Raw genomic sequence first — 23214 nt, 5'->3', positions numbered from 1 at the left:
ACATGGTTCTCATCCTGCTCGGTTAGCCGCGCTAAAGGGTTCCGCCGCCTGTGTTCTGAGCGGTGCGCGACGCTGATTTAAATCACGCGCTTGACTTCGGTCGAGGGCAGCGATTGACTGCGTACGCGCACCGATCGGCGTGCGGACGAGAGGGATTGGGCCGTCATGGGCAACGAATTGGCAGGCAAGATCGCGGTCGTCACCGGGGGCGCGTCAGGGCTGGGCGCCGGCATCGTCGAGCGCTTTCTGGCCGAAGGCGCGACCGTCGTGTTCGGTGACATCGATGCCGAACAGGGCACGGCGCTGGCCGGCCGGCACGCTGAGAAGGCCGTCTTTCTGCCGACCGACGTCGCCGACATCGAGCAGCTCGCCAGGCTGATCGACACCGCGGCGGAGAAGTTCGGCCGGCTCGACGTCATGGTGAACAACGCCGGGGTTTCGGGGAAGATGCACCGGAGTTTCCTGTCTGACGATCTCGATGACTTCGAGCGCGTGATGGCCGTCAATGTGAAAGCCGTGATGGCCGGAACCCGGGATGCGGCCAAGCACATGAAGGAAAGCGGCGGCGGCTCCATCATCAACCTGACCTCGATCGGCGGGATCCAGGCCGGCGGCGGCGTGATGACCTACCGCGCGTCGAAGGCCGCGGTCATTCACTTCACCAAGTGCGCGGCGATCGAACTGGCCAATTACGAGATCCGGGTGAATTGCCTTGCCCCCGGCCATATCCGGACGGCCATCGTGTCGAAGTCGGCGCACGGCATGGACGCCGAGCAGGCCGCCGAGTTCGAAGCGGGTATCCGCGCGACGATGCGCGCCGACCGGCCACTGGAGCGGGAAGGCACCGCCGACGATGTGGCCGAAGCGATCCTCTTCTTCGCCGGTGACCGCTCGCCGTACGTCACCGGCACAGTGCTGCCGGTCGATGGCGGGACCGCGGCGGGCAAGCCGGTACCCAAGAAGAAGAAGCCGGAGATTTCTTAAATCAATCGCTTGACTTAATCATGATCACGGCGTTGACTGGCCAGCGATGACCACCGCTACCAAAAGCACCCGCACCGATCGGGCGAGCCTGACCCGCGAGGCGATCCTCACCGCCGCCGAACGGCTGTTTGCCGAACACGGCGTCTTCGCGGTGTCGAACCGCCAGGTCAGCGAGGCCGCCGGGCAGGGCAACAATGCGGCCGTCGGCTACCACTTCGGCACGAAGACCGACCTGGTGCGCGCAATTGAACACAAGCACGCCGTGCCGGTGGAGAAGTTGCGCGCGGAGCGGGTCGCGGCGATGGCAGGCAAGGACGCCGGGCTGCGCGACTGGGTGGAATGCCTGGTGCTGCCGCTGACGGATCATCTGACGGCCCTGGGCAATCCCACCTGGTACGCGCGGTTCGCCGCCCAGGTCATGGCGGACCCGGCCTACCAGCAGACGGTCACCCGGGATGCGCTGACGCTGCCGGCGCTGATCGTCGTGCTGGAGGGCGTCAATCGCTGCCTGCCGGATCTGCCCGGCCATGTGCGCATGGAACGCAACATCATGGGGCGCAACCTGTTGATCCATACTTGCGCCGAATACGAGCGGGCCCTTGCCGAGGGCGCATCTCTACCCCTAACCAATTGGCGCACAGCTGCTTCCGGACTGGTCGACGCGCTCGTCGGACTGTGGCTGGCGCCCGTGACACGACAGGGCTGAGCCACCATGAAGGTCACCGTCGACCAAGACAAGTGCGTTTCCTCCGGCCAGTGCGTGCTCAACGCGGCCGAGGTCTTCGATCAGCGTGACTCCGACGGCGTGGTCGTACTGCTCGAAACCAACCCGCCGGCCGATCAGGAAGACAACGCGCGCCGGGCCGCCGCGGCCTGCCCCGCGCAGGCCATCTACGTCGAGGAGTGAGGCATGTCGGACACTTTGACAACTGAGGCGACCGAGGCGGCAACCGCCCCGGAGTATCCGATGGAGCGGACCGGCCGGTGCCCGTTCGCGCCTCCGGAGCAGGTGATGGAGTTGGCCGCCACCGCACCGTTGAGCCGCGTGCGGATCTGGGACGGCAGCACGCCCTGGCTGATCACCGGCTACGCGGAGGCGCGGGCGTTGTTCGCCGACGCCCGGGTGAGCGTGGACGATCGCAGGTCCGGCTTCCCGCACTGGAACGAACACATGCTCTCGACGGTCAACAAGCGGCCTCGCTCGGTGTTCACCGCCGACGCCGAAGAGCACACCTTCTACCGCCGGATGCTGTCCAAGCCGTTCACCTTCAAGCGGGTCGAGGGTCTGCGACCGGCGATCCAGAAGATCACCGACGACGCCATCGACAAGATCCTGGCCGGGCCGAAGCCGGCCGAGTTGGTCACCGCGCTGGCGCTGCCGGTGCCGACCGAGGTGATCTGCGAAATGCTCGGTGTGCCATACGAAGACCACGGTTTCTTCCAGGAGCATGCCAACGTCGGGCTGGCCCGTTATGCCAAGCCCGAGGACAGCATGAAGGGCGCGATGAGCCTGGCGAAGTACCTGTCCAACCTCGTCGAGACCAAGATGGAAAGCCCGGCCGAGGATGCGGTGTCCGATATCGCCGAGCGGGTCAAGGCCGGTGAGATCAGCGTGAAGGAAGCCGCGCAGCTCGCCAGCGGGCTGCTCATCGCCGGTCACGAGACCACCGCCAACATGATCGGCATCGGGATTCTCGCACTGCTGGAGAACCCGGAACAGCTTGCGATCGTGCGCGACACCGATGATCCGAAGGTCGTCGCCAACGCCGTGGAAGAACTCCTGCGTTACCTGTCCATCATCCAGAACGGGCAGCGGCGCGTCGCCACCGAGGACATCGAGATCGGCGGTGTGACGATCCGCGGGGGAGAGGGCATCATCATCGACCTGTCCCCGGCGGACTGGGACGCCAAGGCGTTCCCGAATCCGGAACAGTTGCAGGTGCAGCGGGAGAATGCTCGCGAACACCTCGCCTTCGGCTACGGCCGCCACCAATGCGTCGGTCAGCAGCTGGCCCGTGCCGAGCTGCAGATCGTGTTCAGCACACTCTTCCACCGCATCCCGACGCTGAAGCTGGCCACGTCGCTCGACGAAATCCCCTTCAAGAACGACAAGTTGGCGTACGGCGTTTACGAACTTCCCGTCACTTGGTGAAAGCTCTACCCCGACAGCCTGATTGGAGCTGACATGACAACCGCAACGCTGTACCCGGCCGGTGGCCTGGGTGCCCCCAAGGACCGGCAGGGTCACGCCGGGGGTGACACCGGCCTGCCGGCCGGCACCGAGGTGTTTTCTGCCGACAACCACATCTCGTTGTCCGAGGACATCTTCTTCGACAAGTTCCCGGCGGAACTCAAGGAGAAGGCGCCGCGGATCTGGTACGAGGACGGCGCCTATATGGTCGGCCGAGCCAAGGGAAAGACCTTCCTGCCCTTGGACTTCAGCCGGGTGCTGATGCAGTACGACGACCTCGCCGGGGCGGCCACCACCAACATCGACGCCCGCATCCAGGAATTGCACGAGGACGGCGTCGACAAGGAACTCGCGTTTCCCAACGCCGTGCTGGCGCTGTTTCACTATCCCGACCTCGAGCTGCGCGAGCGGATCTTCCGGATCTATAACGAGCACATCGCCGAGGTGCAGGCCCGCAGCAATGGGCACTTCTACGGTGTCGGGCTGATCAACTGGTGGAATCCCGATGGTGCGCGCCGCACGCTGGCCGAGGTGAAGTCGCTGGGACTCAAGACATTCCTGATGCCGCTGAACCCGGGCAAGGGTGAGGACGGCGAGATCATCGATTACGGCAGCACCGCCATGAGCCCGATCTGGGACGAGATCGAAGCCGCCGGCCTGCCGGTCAGCCACCACATCGGTGAGACCCCGCCCAAGACTCCGTGCGAAGTCAACAGCGTGGTCGTCGGCATGATGATCAACGTCGACGGATTCCGGGAGACGTTCTCCAAGTACCTGTTCTCGGGCATCCTCGACCGTCATCCGGGGCTGAAGGTCGGCTGGTTCGAAGGTGGTATCGCCTGGGTCGCCACCGCGCTGCAGGATGCCGAACACCTGCTGGCCTCCTACCAGCACATGTTCAACCGCAAGGTCGAGCACGACATCCGCTACTACTGGGACAACCACATGAGCGCATCGTTCATGGTCGACCCGTTGGGGCTTAAGCTGCTCGACGAAATCGGCGTGGACAACGTCATGTGGTCCTCGGACTACCCGCACAACGAGAGTACGTTCGGATACTCCGAGAAGTCGCTGCGGCAGGTGGTCGACGCCGTCGGGCAGGAGGACGCGGTCAAGATCTGCAGCTCGAACATCAAGAAGTTCCTGGGTGTGCAGTGACCACATCGTTGACCGGACCGGTGCGCTCGCTGGCTGACATCCCGGCACAGCCCGACCGCTCCCGCATGCGCGCCGAGACCGGCGCGCGACTGCGGGCGGCGATGACCGAGCGCGGTGTCGATGCGCTGGTTTTGTTGGGCAACAACGCCGTCACGTACGCGACCGGTACCAGCTGGCCGCTCGGCGACGCCGGGCTGTCGCACGTCGAGCGCCCGGTCGGCGTAGTGCTCGCCGACGATCCGTCGCCGCACCTGTTCCTGCCGTTCCGTGAGGGTGCCGCCGAAGAGACCGATCTGCCCGCCGATCACCTGCACGGGCCGGTGTACGTCGAATTCGACGAAGGGGTAGAGCATTTCGCGAAGGCTCTGAGCGAGCTGATTCCGCGCGGCAGCACGATCGCTGTGGACGAGCTCACCGGGGCCATGCGCCGGGCACAGGGCACGCTGTTCGGCGACAGCACACCCGGCGATGCCGCCGTCGTCGTCGGGGCGGCCAAGAGGGTCAAGACCGCCGACGAGATCGCCTGCATCTACAAGGCGGTGCAGATCACCGATACCGCGATGGTCGACGTGCAGAAGGCACTCGCGCCGGGGATCCGTCAGATCGACCTGTCGGCCGAATTCATGCGGCGTGCTTTCGAACTGGGTGCGGTGGCCAGCATGCTGGAGCCCATCTGGCAGGTCATGCCCAACACCAAGGCCGACGGGGTGTGGACCACCCACGGTGACCTGGCGCTGCCGCTGCTGTCCACCGAGCGGGAACTGCGCGACGGTGACGTGCTGTGGACGGACGTGTCGATCACTTACGGCGGCTATTGCTCCGACTTCGGCCGCACCTGGACGGTGGGCGCCGCCCCGGATGCCCGCCAGCAGGCCAACTTCCGCCGCTGGCGCGACATCATGGCCGCGGTCCAAGAAGTCACCCGTGCCGGGGCCACCGCGGCCGATCTGGGCCGGGCCGCGATCGCGGCCAACGACGGCAAGAAGCCGTGGCTGCCGCACTTCTACCTGGGGCACGGCATCGGAGTCAACGCAGCCGAGATGCCGATGATCGGAACCGATCTCGGCGACGAGTTCGACGAGAACTACGTGCTGCAGGCCGGCATGGTGCTGGTGCTGGAGCCCGTGATCTGGGAGGACGGCACCGGTGGCTACCGCAGCGAGGAGATCGTGGTCATCACCGAGGAAGGCTGGATCAAATTGACCGACTACCCGTACGCGCCTTATGGCGACTGAGGTACTGGGCGACGAGCGCGCTCTCCGCATCGGGCGGCGGGAGCGGGCGCTGGCCCAGATGGAAGCCCACGATCTGGACATCCTGATCCTCGGCAGGCAGTCGAACATCCGTTACGTCAGTGGCGCTCAACAGCTCTGGGTGGCCGGGACGCGGCCGTTCGCGCCCTCGTGTGTGCTGCTGCGCAACGGGCAGGTTTACCTGCTGAGCACGTGGGACGAGGGAGTGCCCGAGGACATCCCGCACGAGAACCTCTACGGGATCGCGTGGAACCCGATGAACACGATCGAGAACCTCAAGAAGATTCCCGGTGCGGCCACCGCCCGCCGAGTGGGGTCCGATGCGTTGTCGCCGGGGTTCGCCCAGTTGTTGCCGATGGCGTTCCCCAAGGCTGAATTCGTAGACGGCGAAGCGGCCATGGGCGCGGCTCGTCGCATCAAGACGCCCGAAGAGATCGACGCACTGCGTGAGTCGATCCGGGTCGCGGAATTCGGTTTGGCGGCGGCAGTCGGCAAGCTGCACGACGGTGCGTCGCTGTCGGACCTGACCGCGGTGCTGCTGGAAACGATGACTGCGGGCGGCGTCAGCACGCCCGCCCATCAGGATGCCGTGTGGGTGACCGCCAAGGACCACCCGTGGCGGCGGGTCCGCGGCGACGAGCGGGTCCACGACGGTGATCTGGTGGCGTTCGCCTCCGGGGTGCTGGATCGCGGTTACATCGGCGAGGTCGGTCGGACGATTCCGGTCGGCGACGTCACCGGTGCCGACGCACTGTTCGAGCGCTCCGACCGGCTTCACGCCGCGCTGATCGAGGCCTGCCGTCCCGGCGCGCCGAATGCGGGCCTGCTGGCGGCTTATAAGGCTGTCGGGGAAGCGCTTCCGGTGGTGCCGGTGGCGCACGGCCTCGGCGTCGGATTCGACTCGCCGGTGGTGTCTCCGCAGCTGGCTGCCACCGCGGCCGGCGAGCATCTGGAACCCGGAATGGTCTTGGCCGTCACCGGTTACGTTTTCTCCCCCGGAGTCGGGGCGGTGTTTAGGCGCGACTCGGTGCTGATCACCGCGGATGGTTGCGAGGTACTGACGTCGAGTCCGGCGTACAGCGCCAATGGCTGAGGCGCGGCGCCCGTCGGCCGAGGAGATCATCCTTTACCAGAAGGACCCGAAGACCAAGATCGCGACGATCACCTTCAACCGGCCCGAGTACCTCAATGCGCCGACCGCCGCTGCGCGCCTGCGGTATTCGGATCTCCTCTACCAGGCCGGTGTGGACGATCAGGTAAAGGTCGTCGTCATCCGGGGGGCTGGCGAGGATCTCGGCAGCGGCGCCGACCTCCCGGAGTTCATGGAGCTGCAGAACGCCGAGGACGAGGGTCCGCGCCTCTCGGAGTTCCGGATTCCGCCGGGCGAAGTGAAGTACCCACCGAGAGGGACGTATCGGCGCGGCGCGTCGGTCGGCGCCTGGTACGCCAGCCCGCACTCGGGGATCAGGACCCTGCAGGACTTCAAGAAGATCTCCATCCTGGAGGTCAAGGGGTACTGCTACGGCTGGCACTTCTACCAGGCTGCTGACGCCGACCTGGTGATCTCCTCCGACGACGCGCTCTACGGCCATCCGTCATTTCGCTATTACGGCTGGGGTCCGCGGATGTGGTGGTGGACCCAGATGATGGGCATCCGCAAGTTCCAGGAGATGGTCTACACCGGCCGGCCGTTCACCGCCGCCGAGATGTACGAATGCAATTTCCTCAACAGTGTGGTGCGCCGCGAAGACCTCGAAGCCGAAGTCGATCGGTATGCACTGGCGTGCGCCCGGAACCGGCCCACCGACACCGTCTTTCAGCAGAAGATGTTCTTCGAGGTGTTCAAGCAGTTCCAGGGCGAGTACCTGGGCAGCCTGCTCGGCAGTACCTTCGAGTCGCTGGGCGGCACCGCCGCACGCGATGAGGACGAGTTCGACATGCACGAGGGTCTCGACACCGGCCTCGCCGGTGCGGTGAAGGACAACGACAGCAAGTTCCCGCCGGAGTGGCGGCTGTCGAAGGCCGCGCGCCCGAAGGCCAAGAAGGCGAAGAAGGCCAAGGTCGCGAAGGCCGAGAAGGCTGAGCAGGCTGACACCAAGACAAAGAAAAAGAAGAAGTAGTGATGGCCGACGCACCACTGACCGGTTTCGTCGTGGTTGACCTGTCGACGGGCATTCCCGGTGCTTACTGCACCAAGCTGCTGGCGGACGGCGGAGCCGACGTCATCAAAGTCGAGGCGCCCGAGGGTGATCCGCTGCGGCGGTGGTCGGCCTCGGGTGCGCGGCTCGGCCCGGACGAGGACGGGGCGCTCTTCAGCTTCCTGGCCGGTGGCAAGCAGAGTGTGGTCGCCGACCCGGCGGTTGACCGCCCGTTCGTGGCCGAGTTGCTGGCCTCGGCCGACGCGGTGGTGTGGTCACCCGGCTCACCGGTCGCCGACAGGCTGGCGCCGGAGGCGCTGCGCGACGCGCACCCGCATCTGATCGTCGCCGCCATCACCCCGTTCGGTCTGGACGGCCCCTGGAGTGATCGTGTCGCAACGGAATTCACGCTGCAGGCGTGGTCGGGTGGCATCGTCGGGCTCGGCCGCGGCGCACCCGACCGAGCGCCGGTGTACGTCGGCGGCCGTGTCGGCGATTACCTGTCAGGCTCCTACGCCACTGCGGCGATTCTGGCTTCGCGCATGCGCGTGGTGGCCGGCGGCGGCGGTGAGCTCATCGACCTCTCCATGCTGGAGAGCCATGTCATGGGGCTCACGTACTACCCGGTTACCTATTTCGAGATGCTCGGAAAGCCGTGGCGGGACGCCCGCAAGCTGACCGTGCCGGGGATCGCCCGGGTCAAGGACGGCTTGGTGGACGTCGGCTGTGGCACCGCCCAGCAATGGTTCGACCTGTGCGCGATGACCGGGCACGAGGACTGGATCGACGAAGACGCGCCGCTGACGATCACCGAGCAGGCAGGAGAGAAATCCGGCGAACTGTACGAGTGGATGGCCGAGCGCACCGGTGACGAGGTACGCGACCTGGCCACCGCCTTCCGCATCCCGAACGCCCCGGTCGCCACCCCCGACACCATCGAATCACTGGAGCACTTCGCCGCCCGTGGATCGTTCGTCGATCACCCCGCCGGCTTCCGTCAGCCGGCGCATCCCTACCGGATCACCGGCGTCGCGCTGCGTCCGCCGTCACCGGCGCCGCGGCTGGGTGAGCACACCGATCAGCAGCGGCAGGCGTCACGCACACCGCGGCAGGCCGGTACCGCCCCAGACCGACTGCCGCTGAGCGGTATTCGGGTCATCGACCTCACCACGTTCTGGGCCGGTCCGTCCGCCACGCACCTGATGGCGCTCCTCGGTGCCGAGGTGATCCATGTCGAGTCCGCCCGTCGGCCCGACGGCACCAGAATGATCGCCGGCGTGCCGGTGACCGAAGACCAATGGTGGGAAAAGCAGCCGATCTTCGCTGCGCTGAACACCAGCAAGAAAGACCTCACCCTCGATCTGGGCACCCAGCGCGGGCGGGAGCTGCTGCACCGATTGATCGCCACCGCCGACGTGGTCGCCGAGAACTACACACCGCGGGTGCTCGACCAACTTGGGCTGGATTATGCTGCGGTACACCGTATTAAACCCGATGTGGTGATGTGCCGGATGCCGGGCTTCGGGCTGGACGGCCCGTGGCGGGACAACCCGGCGTTCGCGTACGTGATCGAGGCGGCCGCAGGCATCAGCTGGCTTACCGGCTACCCGGACCGAAACCCCTACGAGCCGTACTCCCTTGGTGATCCCAACGCCGGGCTGCACGCGCTCACCGCGATGCTGCTCGCGCTCGAGCACCGCAGGCGCACCGGCGAGGGCGCGCTCATCGAGGCGGCGATGGTGGATGCGGCCCTGCACATCGCAGCCGAGCAAATCGTCGAATACAGTGCATACGGCGCGGTGTTGCAGCGCGCCGGCAACCGGGGACCGACGGCATCACCGCAGAACCTCTACCGCAGCAACGAGACCGACGAATTCGGACGCGACGACTCCTGGGTGGCGATCGCGGTCGAGACCGACGCGCAGTGGCAGGCATTGCGCGCCGCCCTCGGTGACCCGGACTGGGCCGCCGATCCCGAGTTGGCGACGACGAGCGGTCGGCGCGCCCGAGAAGACGTCGTCGACGAACGCCTGAGCGCCTGGTGCCGGGACCGCAGCGGGGACGAGATCGTCGACGCGCTGTGGCCGGCCGGTGTTCCGGTGGCCAAGGTCATGCAGCCGCACCGGCAGACCGAGCTCGAACAACTCGCCGCCCGCGGGTTCTTCGAGGTACTGGATCATCCGGTGAACGCGCCGGCCAGATTCACCACGATGCCGTTCCGGCTGTCTCGCGGACCGCGGCCCGTCCACACCACGCCGGCGCCACTGCTCGGCCAGCACAACCACGAGCTCCTCGCCGAACTCGGACTGTCGGCGGACGACGTCGCGGCCCTGGAAATCGAGGGGGTTATCGGCAGTGGGTATTGCAGTTAGTCCATAATGAGAATATCGTTCTCACGACTGAATTAGGAGGAAGCATGGGGCAACTTTCGCACCGGGTGGACGTCCCGTTTCCGATCTTTGACGCGGACAACCATCTCTACGAGCCGCCGGAAGCGCTGACCAAGTTCCTACCCAAGGAATACAAGGATTACGTCCAGTACGTGCAGGTCAACGGCCGCACGAAGATCGCGCTGCGCGGTCAGATCAGTAACTACATTCCCAACCCGACCTTCGAGGTCGTCGCCCGCCCGGGCGCTTGGGAGGAGTACTTCAAGTACGGCAACCCGGACGGCAAGACCAAGCGTGAGCTGTTCGGTGAGCCGATGCGCGCCATCCCGGCGTTCTTCGAGCCCGCTCCGCGCCTCGAGGTGATGAACGAGCTCGGCCTGGACAAGACGCTGATGTTCCCGACGCTGGCCAGCCTCCTCGAGGAGCGGCTGTCGGACGACCCGGTGGCCATCCACGTGCTGGTCCATGCGCTCAACGAGTGGCTCGATGACGTCTGGGGCTTCAATTACCAGAACCGCATCTTCACCACACCGGTGATCACGCTGCCGATCGTCGAGAAGGCGATCGAGGAACTGGAGTGGGTGGTCAAGCGTGGCGCCCGCTGCATCCTGATCCGGCCCGCGCCGGTACCCGGGTTCCGTGGCCCGCGCTCGTTCGCGCTACCCGAGTTCGACCCGTTCTGGGAGCGCGTCGTCGAGTACGACCTGCTCGTCGGCATGCACTCCAGTGACAGCGGCTACTCGCGGTACACCTCCGAGTGGGACGGTGCCGCCGCAGAGATGCTGCCGTTCCAGACGAATGCGATGGGGATCCTCAACGAGTGGCGTCCGATCCAGGACTCGGTGGGATCGTGGGTGATTCACGGTGCGCTGTACCGCCACCCGAAGCTGAAGGTCGCGATCGTCGAGGCCGGTTCGAAGTGGATGACCCCGCTGCTGGACGGCCTGGCCGAGGTCTTCCGCAAGGCCCCGGAGGCCTTCCCGAGTGACCCGGTGGAGATGGTGAAGAGCCGTATCCACGTCAGCCCGTTCTTCGAGGACGGCATCGACGATCTGGTCAACCTCGTCGGTGTGGATCAGGTGCTCTACGGGTCGGACTGGCCGCACCCCGAGGGGTTGGCGGAGCCGACCTACTACATCGAGGCGCTCCAGCACCTGAACGCCGATGATCAGGCAAAGATCATGGGCGGCAACCTGTCTCGCCTCGTCACGGTGTGACACAAGCGACCGGTCGGCGACCGATGCAGAGCGCGAAGCGCGATGGGGAGGAGCCGGCCAATCGAGCCTGAGTGGCAGACCATCCCCGAGATGGTCTTGAGCGCGGCGGACCGATTCGGCGACTCTGAAGCAGTCGTCGACGGTCCGCTGCGTCTCAGTTTCACCGAGGTAGCTCACCGGGTGCGTTGTGCCGCAGGCGCATTCGCCAGGCTGGGGGTCGAAAAGGGCGACCGGGTCGCGATCTGGGCGCCCAACTCCGCCCACTGGATGATCGCGGCCTTCGGAGTGCTCACCGCCGGCGGCATCGTCGTCCCGGTCAGCACGCGCTACAAGCAGGCCGAGGCCGCGGACATCATCACCCGCAGCGGCGCCAAGGCCGTGCTGATCGAGAAGGGCTTCCTCGGACAGGACTTCACCGTCCCCGCGGGCGTACCGGCGATCGACCTGAAGTCCGGCTTCCTCGACGGCGGCGAGCCGTTCCAGCGGGAGATCAGCGGAACCGACATCGCCGACATCATCTATACCTCGGGCACCACCGGACGCCCCAAAGGCGTGATGATGAACCATCTGCAGAACCTGCGAATGTACGCCGAATGGTGCGACCTCGCCGACCTGCGCCGCGGTGACCGCTACCTGATCGTCAATCCGTTCTTCCACACCTTCGGCTATAAGGCCGGCTGCATCGCCACCTTCATCCGCGGCGCCACGATGCTGCCAGTCCCGGTGTTCGAGGTCGACCGTGTTGTCGAGCTGATCGAGGCCGAGAAGATCACGATGCTGCCCGGGCCGCCGACGCTGTATCACTCGCTGCTCGCCGTGCCGGACAAGAGCAAGCTCGCCACGCTGCGTGCCGGGGTGACCGGCGCCGCCGACATCCCCGTCGAGCTCGTCCGCCGGGTGCATGAGGAGCTGCCCTTCCGGACCCTGGCCACCGGCTACGGCCTGACCGAGGCCGGCACCGCGACGTTGTCGCGCCCGGGGGATTCGTTCGAGGACGTCGCCACCACGGCGGGCCTGCCATGCGACGGCGTCGAGGTGCGCATCGCTGACGACGGCGAGGTGCTGGTGCGCGGCTACAGCGTCATGCAGGGCTACTTCGACGACCCGGCCGGCACGGCCGAGGTGATCGATGTTGATGGCTGGCTGCACACCGGTGATCTGGGCAGTTTCACCTCCGCGGGGCGCCTGAAGATCGTGGGGCGCAAGAAGGACATGTTCATTGTCGGCGGATTCAACGCCTACCCGGCCGAGATCGAGGGATTCCTCATGGAACACCCCGCCGTCGCACAGGCGGCGGTGATCGGTGTGCCGGACGAGCGACTAGGCCAGGTGGGTAAGGCGTTCGTCGTCCTCAAGGCCGACAGTGCGCTGACGGCCGACGACCTGATCGGGTGGAGCAAGGATCGGATGGCCGGATTCAAGGTGCCCCGTGTGGTCGTCTTCGTTGATGCGTTACCGCTCAATGCGACGGGCAAGGTGATGAAGGACCAATTGCGCTGAGATTGGTGAAAACATCATTTCCGCACAAAGATGGGGGAATCGGGGCCTACTCACAGCCCGCGCCGCCAGAGTACTTATCGCCTGGTGATAATCTCATTCTCACCGGATGTCGCGCGTTGGCCGTGGATGTGACGGACGACTCAGCCCCCGCCCGTACGCTGGCGGGGTGTTTGGACCCAGAGAGGAGTTCGACATGCGACGCATATTCGCTATTGCGCGCCGCGTGCCGACCTCGAACGACATGTGTGAGTGCCATGGCGGCTGATGTAGACGCAGAAGTGTTGGCGGAGCTCGCTGAGGCTGAAGCTGCCGAGGCCGAGGCCCGCGCGGAGGCTGCGCGCGCCAAGGCGACCGCGGCGCGCCTGCGAGGCGTGGAACCCGATGCCGAGGGCGGTGAGCTCACCGACGAGGACGCCGAGGACGCTGAGGATGACGTCGAACTCGAGCCCCGCGGCTGGTGGGCGCGCATCGGTGCGGTGAGCGTCGCGGTCGCCGCGATTGTGATCGTGGCCATCGGGTCGCTGGTGGTGACGGGCATGATGCTCGTCGCGCACCAGAAAGCCACCGCTCAACAGCACCACCAGGCCGAGCTCGTCGCGGCGGCGCGTCAGGGCGTGATAGCGCTGTTGTCGATCGACTACAACCGGGCGAAGGCCGACGTCCAGCACGTCATCGACCTGTCCACGGGAACGTTCAAGGACGATTTCACCCGAGGTGCAGACGATTTTGTCAAGACCGCTGAGCAGTCCAAGGCGGTCACCGTCGGCACGGTCAAGTCTGCAGCGTTGGAGAAGGAGAACGGCGACACCGCAGTGGTGTTGCTGGCAGCCTCTTCGACGGTAACCAATGCCAGTGGGGCACATCAAGATCCGCGCGCTTGGCGAATGAGCGTCACAGTTGCGCGCGATGGAGCCCAATACAAGATGTCGAATGTGGAGTTCGTGCCATGAGCAGTGACAAGCCCAACGGGCCCGTTGAGGGCGACGACAAGAACACCGATGTAGCGGTGGCCGACGAAGATTCCACCGCAACGGAACTCGACACGGCCACGACCGATGAAGCCACCGGGGACGACGAGGCCACGACCGACGCCGAGACTCAGGCGTCCGGTGCGCGGCGCGGTCCCCTCGGTTGGGCCGGCAGGCACTGGGCGGCGATCGTGCTCGTGGTGCTGCTGCTGGCATCGGCCGGCGCCGCAGGCGGCGTCTACTGGTGGCTGTACCGCCCGGATCAGCTGACCAACGCTGCCGCGCAACAGCAGGCGATCGGCGCCGCGCGGGACGGCACGGTGGCGTTGCTGTCCTACGCGCCGGACAGCCTCGACAAGGACCTGGCCAACGCCAAGTCCCATCTGACCGGTGAATTCCTCAAGTACTACAGCCAATTCACCGACCAGATCGTGGCACCGGCGGCCAAGCAGAAGGGCGTCAAGACCGAGGCGACCGTCGCACGTGCGGCGCTGTCGGAGATGCACCCTGACAACGCGACGGTGCTGGTCTTCGTCAACCAGGTGACGACCAGTAAGGACCGGCCCGATCCGGCCCTGGCGACCAGCAGCGTCATGGTGAAGCTGACCAAGACCGACGGTCATTGGTTGATCTCCGAGTTCAACCCGATCTAGGCCAGGAGAGCAGGAGGGTCAATCGATGAGCGTGGCACTGTTGTTGGAGATGGCGGCCTCCGACGCCGAGCGCGTCGGGGTGGTCAGCGACGACCAGCGGTTCACCGTTGGTGAGCTGAGCACGCTTGCCGACGGCGGGGCGGGCGTCATCGACTCCTCCGGAGCCGCCAGCGTGGTCTACGTCGGCCTCGGCGGTGTCATGTTGCCACTGCTCATCTTTTCCTCGGCGCGTGCTGCACGGGCCTTCACGCCGCTGAATTACCGGTTGTCGGGGGAGGCTCTTGCCGAACTGATCGAGCGGCTGCCCGAGCCGCTGATCGTCTTCGACGCCGAATACGCCGACGTGGTCGCCGGTTTGGGCATAGCCCGGATCGAGTCGCAGGAATTCCTGGCCGCCGCCGCGACCGCCGAACCGGTCGCCGAATTCCCCGACCCCGACGATGTGGCGGTGGTGCTGTTCACCTCCGGCACCACGTCGCGGCCCAAAGCAGTTGAGCTGTCTCACAACAACCTCACCAGCTACGTGACCGGCACGGTCGAGTTCGCCTCGGCTGAGCCTGGCGACGCTGCGTTGATCTGCGTGCCGCCGTACCACATCGCCGGCGTCAGCGCGGCGTTGTCGAATCTGTACGCCGGCCGAAAGATGGTGTACCTGCGCAAGTTCGATCCACGCGAATGGATCCGGTTGGCTTCCACCGAAGCCGTCACCAGCGCGACCGTGGTGCCGACCATGCTCGATCGCATCATCACCGAGCTGGAGACCAATCCCACGTCGCTGCCGTCGCTGCGGTCCCTGGCCTACGGCGGCTCGAAAGTCGCGCTGCCGCTGGTGCGGAAGGCGCTCGAGCTGCTGCCCGAGGTGGGCTTCGTCAACGCCTATGGGCTGACCGAAACCAGCTCGACCATCGCCGTTCTCGGACCCGACGACCATCGCGAAGCGCACCGGGCCGCCGACGAGTCAACCCGCAAGCGGCTCGGCTCGGTCGGGCAGCCGGTGCCGGGGATCGAGGTACAGATCCGCGCCGAGGACGGAACGGTTCTGGGTCCCGAAGAGGTCGGTGAACTCTACGTCCGCGGTGATCAGGTGTCGGGCCGCTACGCCGAGATCGGCTCGGTGCTCGACCCCGAAGGCTGGTTCCCCACCAAGGACGTCGCCTACCTGGACGCCGACGGATATCTGTTCATCGGGGGACGATCGGACGACACCATCATCCGCGGCGGGGAGAACATCGCCCCGGCCGAGGTAGAGGACGTCCTCGTCGAACACCCGCACGTGCGCGACGTCGCCGTCGTCGGCGTCGAGGACGACGAGTGGGGCCAGATCATGGTCGCCGTCGTCGTACCCGTCGCCGATATCACCCCGGACCCGGAGGACCTGCGCGCCCACGTGCGCACCCAACTGCGTGGTTCGCGCACCCCGGACCGGGTGGTGTTCCGCCACGAACTGCCCACCACGCCGACCGGCAAGGTGCTGCGCCGCCAGTTGGCCGACGAGCTCAAGTCGCCGACTGCAACATGATTCCAGGAGGACAACCATGATCAAGACCGGCACCCGACTGCAGAGCCAGGTCTGCGACACCCAGGTGATCGTCGTGCGCTCGTCGGACAGCCTCGACGACCTGCGCGCGGGCGGCGTCCCGATGATCCCGCTGGACGGCGAGAAAACCGAAGGTGCGCAACTGGATCCGAATTTCTCCGGTGGCACCGTGATGGGCAAGCGTTACGTTGACTCCGGCGGCGCCGAACTTCTCGTCACCAAGGCGGGGGCCGGCAGTCTGAGCGTGGGAAGCACCCCGCTGGAGCAGAAAACCGCCAAACCGCTGCCGGCCAGCGACTAGGCGAGTCGGCGTGGACGGCGCGGCGGAGGTGCACACCCGCACGCTCGTGCTGGCCATGGACTACCGGGTTCCCGACCCCAGCCGGGTATGGCCTCTCCTGCAACGCAGTAAGCCCGCGCTCGCCGACCTCGGCGCCCAGTACGTCCTCGTCTACACCTCGACGCGCGAGCACGGACGGGTCATGGTGACCATCTCGCTGCACAGCAAGGAACCCATTCTGGAGGTGCTGCGGTCGCGGGTGTTCCTGAACTGGTTCGACGCCGTGGGCCTCGACGACATCCCCGCGATCTTCGCCGGCGAGACGGTCGACAAGGTCACCATTGTCGAGCCCTCCGACACAACTCCACCGGGAGTGATCGTCGCCGCGATCACCGCCGTCGATGACGTGTCTGCGACGATCGACCGAGTTCACCAGGGACTGGCGCGATTTGAGGCCGCGGGTGTGCGCGCGGTGCGCATCTTTCAGGCTTTCGACGACGACCATGAAGTGATGATTCTGCAGGAGCTTGAGGACGAAGCCGATGCCTTCTCTTGGGTGAATCACCCCGACGTAGCGGCTGCGTGGATGAGCCACACCGGGGTCGGGGCGTACCCACCGGTCTTCGTCGGCCGATTGCAGCACATCATGCGGCTCGACGAGAACGTCTAGGGGCCCGTCGATGTTCGTCTGCCTCTGCAACGGTGTCACCAGCCAGGTGGTGGCCGAGGTGGTCGATGCCGGCGCCACCACCACCAAACAGGTCGCCCAGGCGTGTGGGGCCGGTGCAGAATGCGGCCGCTGCCGTCGCACGGTCCGTGCCATCATCGATGCGGCCGGTTCAGCTGAATCCAAGCGGCACAAGGGATTTCTACACAAGGGGTGAGGTATGGACCTGCAGCGCATCGGCGACGAACTCGAGATCGCCTCGGTGCTCCACCGCTACGCCCGGGCGGTCGACACCCATGACTGGGAGCTGCTGCGGTCACTGTTCACCGACGACGCCCACCTCGACTACAGCTCGATCGGGGGCCCGGCTGCCGGCCGGGACGAAGTGTGCTCCTGGCTGCAGCGGTCGCTCACGCTGATGCCGATGACCCAGCACTTCGTCACCAACATCGAAGCCGACATCGACGGCGACACCGCAACGGTACGGGCCATGTTCTACAACCCGATGCTGCTACCCGGCGCGAGTGAGACAAGCGCATGCGGTGGCTACTACCACCACGTTATGGTCCGCACCGACAGCGGATGGCGCAGCAGGCAGCTACGCGAGGAGAACCTCTGGTTCGACAATCCGCCGAGCCCGCGCAGGCGGGCGGAGTTGACCGAGGAGGCCCAGACATGAGTGGTGTCGTCGTCACCGGGGCCGCGTCGGGGATCGGCCGGGCATCTGCCGAGGCACTGATCGCCGACGGGCGCCGCGTCGCACTGTGGGACATCGCGCCGGCGGTCGCGGAGGTGGCCGACGGACTCGGCATGCCCCACGCCGTGATCGACGTCTGCGACGGCGCCGCGCTGACTGCGGCCGTGGACGCCGCCGCGACCGCACTCGGTGGAATCGACGGGCTGGTACACGCCGCCGGCCGGGTCATCCCCGAACCCGTAGGGGCCTTCACCGAAGAGTCGTGGGACGCGGTGCTCGACGTCAACCTGCGCGCTCAGGCGATCCTGTCGCAGCTTCTGCTCCCGCATCTGCAGGAGGCCGCTCGTGCCGGGGCCGCGCCCGCCATCGTCGGGATCTCCAGCATCGAGGGCCTGACCGCCAATCCGTTCATCCCGGCCTATTGCGCCTCCAAGGCCGGCCTGCTCGGACTGACCCGGTCGATGGCCGCCCAGCTGGGCCCGGAGGGAATCCGGGTCAACGCGGTGTGTCCCGGATTCATCCGCACCCCGATGTTGCAGATCGCGCTCGACGTCGACGAGGTCCGCCAGGGCTTTGAGGCGGCCGCGCCGATGGGCCGGCTGGGAAATCCGGAGGAGGTCGCGGCGGCAGTGGCGTTTCTGATGTCGCCGAAGGCGTCGTTCATCACCGGCTCGCACCTGGTCGTCGACGGTGGAGTGACCAGCAGGCATCCCTGACCCGCGGATCCGCTGCACAAGTCCTCGCAGCAAGGGACTTACGTCTCTGTCAGATACCGCCGGGCAGCGCGACAGTGGATGTATGAGCGCGCAGTTTCCCGAGCCCGAGACGATCCGGGCCGCATTGAGCCTGGCCATGCGGGCACCGTCGGTACACAATTCGCAGCCGTGGCACTGGCGGGTCGGATCGGGCTGCCTGCATCTGTACGCCGACTACAGCCGCCACCTGCCCAATACCGACCCCGACCGGCGCGACATGCTGGTCAGTTGCGGTGCGGCGCTGCACCACTGCACGGTCGCGCTGGCCGCGCTCGGTTGGCAGGCCAAGATCGCGCGGTTCCCGGATCCGGCGGACCCGGCTCTGCTGGCGTCGATGTATCTGCATCCCCTCGCCGCGAGCGAACTCGACATCACGCTGGCTGCCGCGATCGCCCGGCGCCGCACCGACCGGCGCAACTACAGCTCGTGGCCGGTACCCAACGGTGACATCGCTCTGATGGGCGCGCGGGCCGCGCGTGCCGGGGTGATGCTGCGCAGGCTGGACCTGCTACCGCATCTGACGGACATCGTCGCGCAGTCGGTGTCCAAGCACGCCGGGGATATCGATTACCTCAGTGAGCTCAGCGCCTGGAGCGGCCGGTACGGGTCGCTCGCCGGGGTGCCTGCGCACAACACACCGGCACCGGATCAGCACGCGACACTGCCGGCGCGCGTGTTCGCCGGCCCCGCGCTGGCCCAGCCGTCGCAGACGCCGGCCACCGAGGACAACGCCATGTTGCTCGCGTTGGGCACCGAGTTCGACGACGATGTGGCCCGGCTGCGCGCCGGGGAGGCGACCAGTCTCGTGCTGTTGTCGGCAACCGCGATGGGGTTGGCAACGTGCCCGGTCACCGAGCCACTCGAGATCAGCGAGACACGAAAAGCAGTGCAAGAAGACGTATTCGGAACATCCGGCTATCCGCAGATGATGGTGCGGGTCGGCTGGGCGGCGGTCAACGCCGACCCGTTGCCCGCCACTCCCCGGCGACCGCTGTCCGAGGTTGTCGAGTGGATGGCCGATGGTGACCTGGCCGGTGATGACGGAGTCAGGAGAACCGCAGCGACGACCCCGGCGTGAGTCGCTGCACCGTCCCACGGCACTCGATGTCGATCGGCGGATGATCGGCGGGGTCGACGCTGACCTCGGCAGTGCGGCCCTGAATCGTCAGGTGCAGGCGATAGCCCCGGTAGTAGATCGGCAGCCGAAGAGCCCCGAGGCTTTCCGGCCACATCGGCGCCAGAATCAGTCTGTCTGCACGGGTTTCGAGTCCGGTGAAGCAGCGTTGCAACAGATCGATGCTGCCCGCCATCGCCGCGATGTGAATACCTTCGGCGGTCGTCCCGCCCTGGATGTCGGCCACGTCGGACATCAGCACCTGCTGGAAGTAGCGCATGGCCCGCTCCCGGTCGCCGCGGGCCAACACCCAGGCGTGCACCACGCCGCTGAGGGTGGATCCGTGCGAGGTCCGGTGCAGGTAGTAGTCGACGGTTCTGGGAAAGTGGGCCGGCGTCAGCCGATATCCCAACCTGGCGAACAACTCCCGTAGCTCGTCGGCCGACAGCAGATAGAACAGCATCAACACGTCGGCTTGCTTGGAGGCCCGGTAACGGTTGACGCTGTCGTTCTCGGCTTCCAGGATCCGGTCCAGCCGTTGGATGTTGCCGTAGCGCTGCCGATAGCCGTGCCAATCGAGTTCCGCCAGCTCGCCGTAACCCTCGAACTGACTGATCACGTCCTCCCCGGCCGCAGACCCGGAAGTCGAGGCGGAGTGGAACGGAACGTACATGCGGCGGCTGACGTCGTCCCAGACATCCAGTTCGCGGGCGCGAATCCCCAAGCGCTCGATCAGATCCAACCGGTCGCGCAGGGGCAGGGCGTCGAGTGCGTCGAGCGCGCGGACAATCACCCACACGGCCATCACGTTGGTGTACGCGTTGTTGTCGACGCCGTCATAGGGAGCATCGGGGTAGCCGGAATGGAATTCGTCCGGTCCGATCACGCCCCGGATCACATAGCGGCCCAGCTTTTCGTCGAATTCGGTTCGGCTGACCCAGAACCGGGCGATCTCGGCAAGCATTTCGGCGCCGTTCTCGATCAGATACTCCAGGTCCCCGGTGACTTGGTAGTACTGCCAGACGTTGTAGGCGACGGCACTGCCGATGTGATGGGCGCGGGCGCTGGCATCCGGATTCCATCTGCCGGAGTTGGGGTTGAGATGCAACTTCTGGCTCTCTTCACGACCATCGCTGCCCGACTGCCAGGGGAACATCGCACCCGCGAATCCGGCCTCCCGGGCGGCGCGGCGGGCTTCCGGCAGACGCCGGTAGCGGTAGCGCAGCAGCGATCGGGTGGTCTCCGGCGCCCGGAGATTCAGCACGGGGAAGACGAACAATTCGTCCCAGAAGATGTGGCCGCGGTAGGCCTCGCCGTGCAGTCCGCGCGCCGGTACCCCGGCGTCGAGGTCGACCGCACGGTTGGGCACAGTCTGCAGCAGTTGCAACAGATGAAGGCGCACAACGCGCAACGCGTCGGGGTTGTCGTCGAAGGCGATGTCGAACTTCTCCCATAGCTGGGCCCATTCGCGGACATGTCCCTCGCGAAGATCACCGTAGCGGCCCAGCTGGCTCAGCAGGCGTGCGGCGGCGTCGCCGGGGTCGGAGATGGCGTGGTCGCGTCCGGTGAAGATCGTCGCCATCTTCTCCACGGTGACCGACTCACCGGCGCCGATTTCCACCGCATAGCGGTGCCCGGCGCGGCGGTGCTGGTCGACGAAGATACCGTCGGGTTCCGCCGACTGGGCGCCGCGCCAGACGGCGGTGCGGGCCGCTACCGCGATCGGGATCCTGGACTGTACGGTCTCGCACATCAGCAGGGCCGCGTTGGGCGCCAGTTCCTGGGTTGTGATCGCCACCAGGTGGTCGCTGGCCAAATCCCGGTAGCGCTCGACGCCGTCGTTACGAACGTCGCCGTCGATGGTCGAATCGAACTCTATTGTTCCCGACCAGTTTTCGGCGATAATGGTCGTTTCCAGAGCGCAGGCATGCGGTAGATGCATCGCTGCAATGCGGCGCTGAACCACCCTGGTGATGCGTCCGGCCGAATCACGAAACCGAAACTCGCGAGTGAGTTCTGCGTGCCGCAGATCCAAGGTCTGCCGATAGGTGACGATGTCGGCGGCATCGACGTCGAACCAGTCATTGCCGTCAATCCGGAACTTCAGCGACAACCAGTTCGGCAGATTGACCAGGCTCTCGTTGTCGACGGCCATGCCGCCGATCTGATTGGTGAGCCGGTTGTACAGGCCGGCCGCGTAGGTCCCCGGATAGTGAAACGGCCCGGCACCGGCCTCGGGTGCACAGCCGCGGGTGGCCCGGTAGCCGTTGCCGACCGTGCACAATGCCTCCCGGAGTCGCTCCTGTTCGGGAATGTAGCCTCCGAACGTGAAAGACCATGACTCGGAATGGGTCTGAGGATCTGGAGCGCATTCGTCGATCAATCGCTCGATGAACACGCGAACGCCGGTCGGGTCCGGGAGGGCGAATCGTGCCGCCGTCGAGCGGTCGCCGTCCTCGTCATGGCGCACCACTATCCCGATACCGGCGTGCAACACCGCGTCGAAGGCGTCTTCATCGGTCAGATCATCACCGATGAAGATGGGCAGTAACGGCTCCGGGCTTTCGATGTGATCGGTGATCCACTCCAGCGTCTTGCCTTTGTCCCAGTCCACGTCGGGTCGCAATTCGACCACTTTGCGTCCGGCTGTCACCTTGAGCCCATGGCGTGCTCCCGCCCGGTGGACCACGGCGGTCACCGCGGCAGAAGCCTCCGGTGCGGCGTTGCGGAAGTGTATGGCGACGGCAAAACGCTTGCGTTCCACGGACACTCCGCGAACTGCGGCCAGTTCCGCGGCCACCTCCTCGGCCGCGCGGTGCAAGCCCGGCGCCGCGGCGGAGGCGATGTCGTTCTCGCGATGCGAACCGTCCGGGGCGATCATCTCGAACCCGTGGCTGCCGGCGTACCACAGGCCGGGAATGTCGATGCGGGAGCGGACATCGGCGAGGTCGCGACCGGACAGCACCGCGACCGGGTATCGCTCGGCCAGCGACTTCAGCGCGTCAGCGGCGCCCGGCACCAGGGTTGCCGTCGCAGGATCGTCGACGATGTCGGACAACGTCCCGTCGAAGTCGAAGAACAACGCCGGCCGGCGCGCCGAAAGGACCCCGGCCACCTGTCTGAACGAGGCGATCGCGTCGGGCAACGAAGACATGCGCCGATCGATGGCGCGGACCATGATGTCGGCGAGATCTCCGACGACGGCGTCGGCCCCGGACCGCACGAGTTGGTCCTCGGCATGCCTGCCCCCGCCTACGCCGACCACCAATCCGAAACCCGCCGCGCGCCCGGCGCCCACACACTCCTCACTGTCGGCGAGGATGACGCAACGCCCGGGCCGCGCACCGAGGTGACGAGCGGCCGTCAGAAGAGCCGCGGACGCCACCTCCTCCGGCCTACCCGGTTCGTCGGTGCCGGTGCTGTCGACGCACGTCGCGAAGAGCTCGCCGAGATCGACCGATGCCAGCTGCCGATCCCCGTCGCGGCTCGTCGAGTACACCGCGGTGCGCACGCCTAGCGCGTCCAACCGGCGAACCAGGACCGCGGCCGACTCGACCGACCTGATCACCCCGGCGAGTTCGAACAGCACGGCGTCGTGATAGCGCGGATCGATAGTGACCGACAGACCGACATTGGTATTGCCGAACAGGAGTTCGCGCGCCATGGCACCGACATTGTCACAAAGGTTCGGCGACTATCAGGGTCTTGTGGC

The 23214-nt window shown here is 66.3% G+C and carries 21 protein-coding genes; 20 read left to right on the top strand and 1 reads right to left on the bottom strand.

The features are described from left to right. The first annotated feature begins 165 nt into the window (after positions 1 to 165). From AB431_RS21405 to AB431_RS21310, 20 genes are all read left to right on the top strand, one after another. A complete protein-coding gene (locus AB431_RS21405) occupies positions 166 to 984 on the top strand; it encodes an SDR family NAD(P)-dependent oxidoreductase (RefSeq protein WP_047331621.1) in 819 nt (272 codons plus the stop codon). A 46-nt stretch (positions 985 to 1030) separates the two neighbouring features. Further along, a complete protein-coding gene (locus AB431_RS21400) occupies positions 1031 to 1690 on the top strand; it encodes a TetR/AcrR family transcriptional regulator (RefSeq protein ID WP_047331620.1) in 660 nt (219 codons plus the stop codon). Positions 1691 to 1696: 6 nt separating this feature from the next. Further along, complete coding sequence (locus AB431_RS21395; protein WP_047331619.1) at positions 1697 to 1891, top strand: ferredoxin; 195 nt, start codon at positions 1697 to 1699, stop codon at positions 1889 to 1891. Between the two features lie 3 nt (positions 1892 to 1894). Beyond that, positions 1895 to 3136 (top strand): cytochrome P450, encoded by a 1242-nt coding sequence (locus AB431_RS21390; RefSeq protein ID WP_047331618.1) that lies wholly within the window; start codon positions 1895 to 1897, stop codon positions 3134 to 3136. Positions 3137 to 3169: 33 nt separating this feature from the next. Then, entirely contained in the window at positions 3170 to 4333 is a 1164-nt protein-coding gene (locus tag AB431_RS21385) for an amidohydrolase family protein (RefSeq protein ID WP_047331617.1), read from the top strand. A 65-nt stretch (positions 4334 to 4398) separates the two neighbouring features. Then, positions 4399 to 5568: a Xaa-Pro peptidase family protein gene (locus AB431_RS21380; protein WP_082135937.1), complete on the top strand. Its 1170-nt coding sequence runs from the start codon at positions 4399 to 4401 to the stop codon at positions 5566 to 5568. Next, complete coding sequence (locus AB431_RS21375) at positions 5558 to 6679, top strand: Xaa-Pro peptidase family protein (RefSeq protein ID WP_047331616.1); 1122 nt, start codon at positions 5558 to 5560, stop codon at positions 6677 to 6679. Before AB431_RS21380 ends, AB431_RS21375 begins: the two co-directional genes overlap by 11 nt. Next, on the top strand, positions 6672 to 7706 hold the full coding sequence (locus AB431_RS21370; RefSeq protein ID WP_047331615.1) for an enoyl-CoA hydratase/isomerase family protein: 1035 nt from the start codon (positions 6672 to 6674) through the stop codon (positions 7704 to 7706). Before AB431_RS21375 ends, AB431_RS21370 begins: the two co-directional genes overlap by 8 nt. Before the next feature lie 2 nt (positions 7707 to 7708). Then, the gene (locus AB431_RS21365; protein WP_047331614.1) at positions 7709 to 10096 is read left to right on the top strand and encodes a CaiB/BaiF CoA-transferase family protein; all 2388 of its coding nucleotides are present in this window, start codon (positions 7709 to 7711) and stop codon (positions 10094 to 10096) included. Positions 10097 to 10140: 44 nt separating this feature from the next. After that, on the top strand, positions 10141 to 11331 hold the full coding sequence (locus AB431_RS21360; RefSeq protein ID WP_047331613.1) for an amidohydrolase family protein: 1191 nt from the start codon (positions 10141 to 10143) through the stop codon (positions 11329 to 11331). Between the two features lie 42 nt (positions 11332 to 11373). Then, positions 11374 to 12831, top strand: coding sequence for a FadD3 family acyl-CoA ligase (locus AB431_RS21355; protein ID WP_082135762.1), 1458 nt, complete (start codon positions 11374 to 11376; stop codon positions 12829 to 12831). Positions 12832 to 13085: 254 nt separating this feature from the next. Then, a complete protein-coding gene (locus AB431_RS21350; protein ID WP_047331611.1) occupies positions 13086 to 13781 on the top strand; it encodes a hypothetical protein in 696 nt (231 codons plus the stop codon). After that, positions 13778 to 14452: a hypothetical protein gene (locus AB431_RS21345; RefSeq protein WP_047331610.1), complete on the top strand. Its 675-nt coding sequence runs from the start codon at positions 13778 to 13780 to the stop codon at positions 14450 to 14452. The genes AB431_RS21350 and AB431_RS21345 overlap by 4 nt, the downstream gene beginning before the upstream one ends. A 25-nt stretch (positions 14453 to 14477) precedes the next feature. After that, positions 14478 to 15971, top strand: coding sequence for a class I adenylate-forming enzyme family protein (locus AB431_RS21340; protein WP_047331609.1), 1494 nt, complete (start codon positions 14478 to 14480; stop codon positions 15969 to 15971). Between the two features lie 16 nt (positions 15972 to 15987). Then, positions 15988 to 16290 carry a hypothetical protein gene (locus AB431_RS21335; RefSeq protein WP_047331608.1) on the top strand — a complete coding sequence of 101 codons (303 nt, stop codon included), beginning with the start codon at positions 15988 to 15990 and terminating at the stop codon, positions 16288 to 16290. 55 nt (positions 16291 to 16345) lie between these two features. After that, positions 16346 to 16939, top strand: a complete 594-nt coding sequence (locus AB431_RS21330; protein ID WP_047333669.1) for a hypothetical protein — start codon at positions 16346 to 16348, stop codon at positions 16937 to 16939. A gap of 10 nt (positions 16940 to 16949) precedes the next feature. Next, the gene (locus AB431_RS21325; protein ID WP_047331607.1) at positions 16950 to 17153 is read left to right on the top strand and encodes a bacterioferritin-associated ferredoxin; all 204 of its coding nucleotides are present in this window, start codon (positions 16950 to 16952) and stop codon (positions 17151 to 17153) included. 3 nt (positions 17154 to 17156) lie between these two features. Beyond that, complete coding sequence (locus AB431_RS21320; protein ID WP_047331606.1) at positions 17157 to 17615, top strand: nuclear transport factor 2 family protein; 459 nt, start codon at positions 17157 to 17159, stop codon at positions 17613 to 17615. After that, positions 17612 to 18349, top strand: coding sequence for an SDR family NAD(P)-dependent oxidoreductase (locus AB431_RS21315; RefSeq protein WP_047331605.1), 738 nt, complete (start codon positions 17612 to 17614; stop codon positions 18347 to 18349). The genes AB431_RS21320 and AB431_RS21315 overlap by 4 nt, the downstream gene beginning before the upstream one ends. 82 nt (positions 18350 to 18431) lie before the next feature. Next, the gene (locus AB431_RS21310; RefSeq protein ID WP_047331604.1) at positions 18432 to 19466 is read left to right on the top strand and encodes an NAD(P)H nitroreductase; all 1035 of its coding nucleotides are present in this window, start codon (positions 18432 to 18434) and stop codon (positions 19464 to 19466) included. Here AB431_RS21310 and otsB read toward each other — a convergent pair. Beyond that, on the bottom strand, positions 19435 to 23166 hold the full coding sequence (gene otsB, locus AB431_RS21305) for a trehalose-phosphatase (protein ID WP_047331603.1): 3732 nt from the start codon (positions 23164 to 23166) through the stop codon (positions 19435 to 19437). The genes AB431_RS21310 and otsB overlap by 32 nt on opposite strands. Between the last annotated feature and the right edge of the window lie 48 nt (positions 23167 to 23214).

The organism is Mycobacterium sp. EPa45 (genome assembly GCF_001021385.1).
Taxonomy (GTDB): domain Bacteria; phylum Actinomycetota; class Actinomycetes; order Mycobacteriales; family Mycobacteriaceae; genus Mycobacterium.
This window is presented reverse-complemented; position numbering and strand designations above follow the sequence as displayed.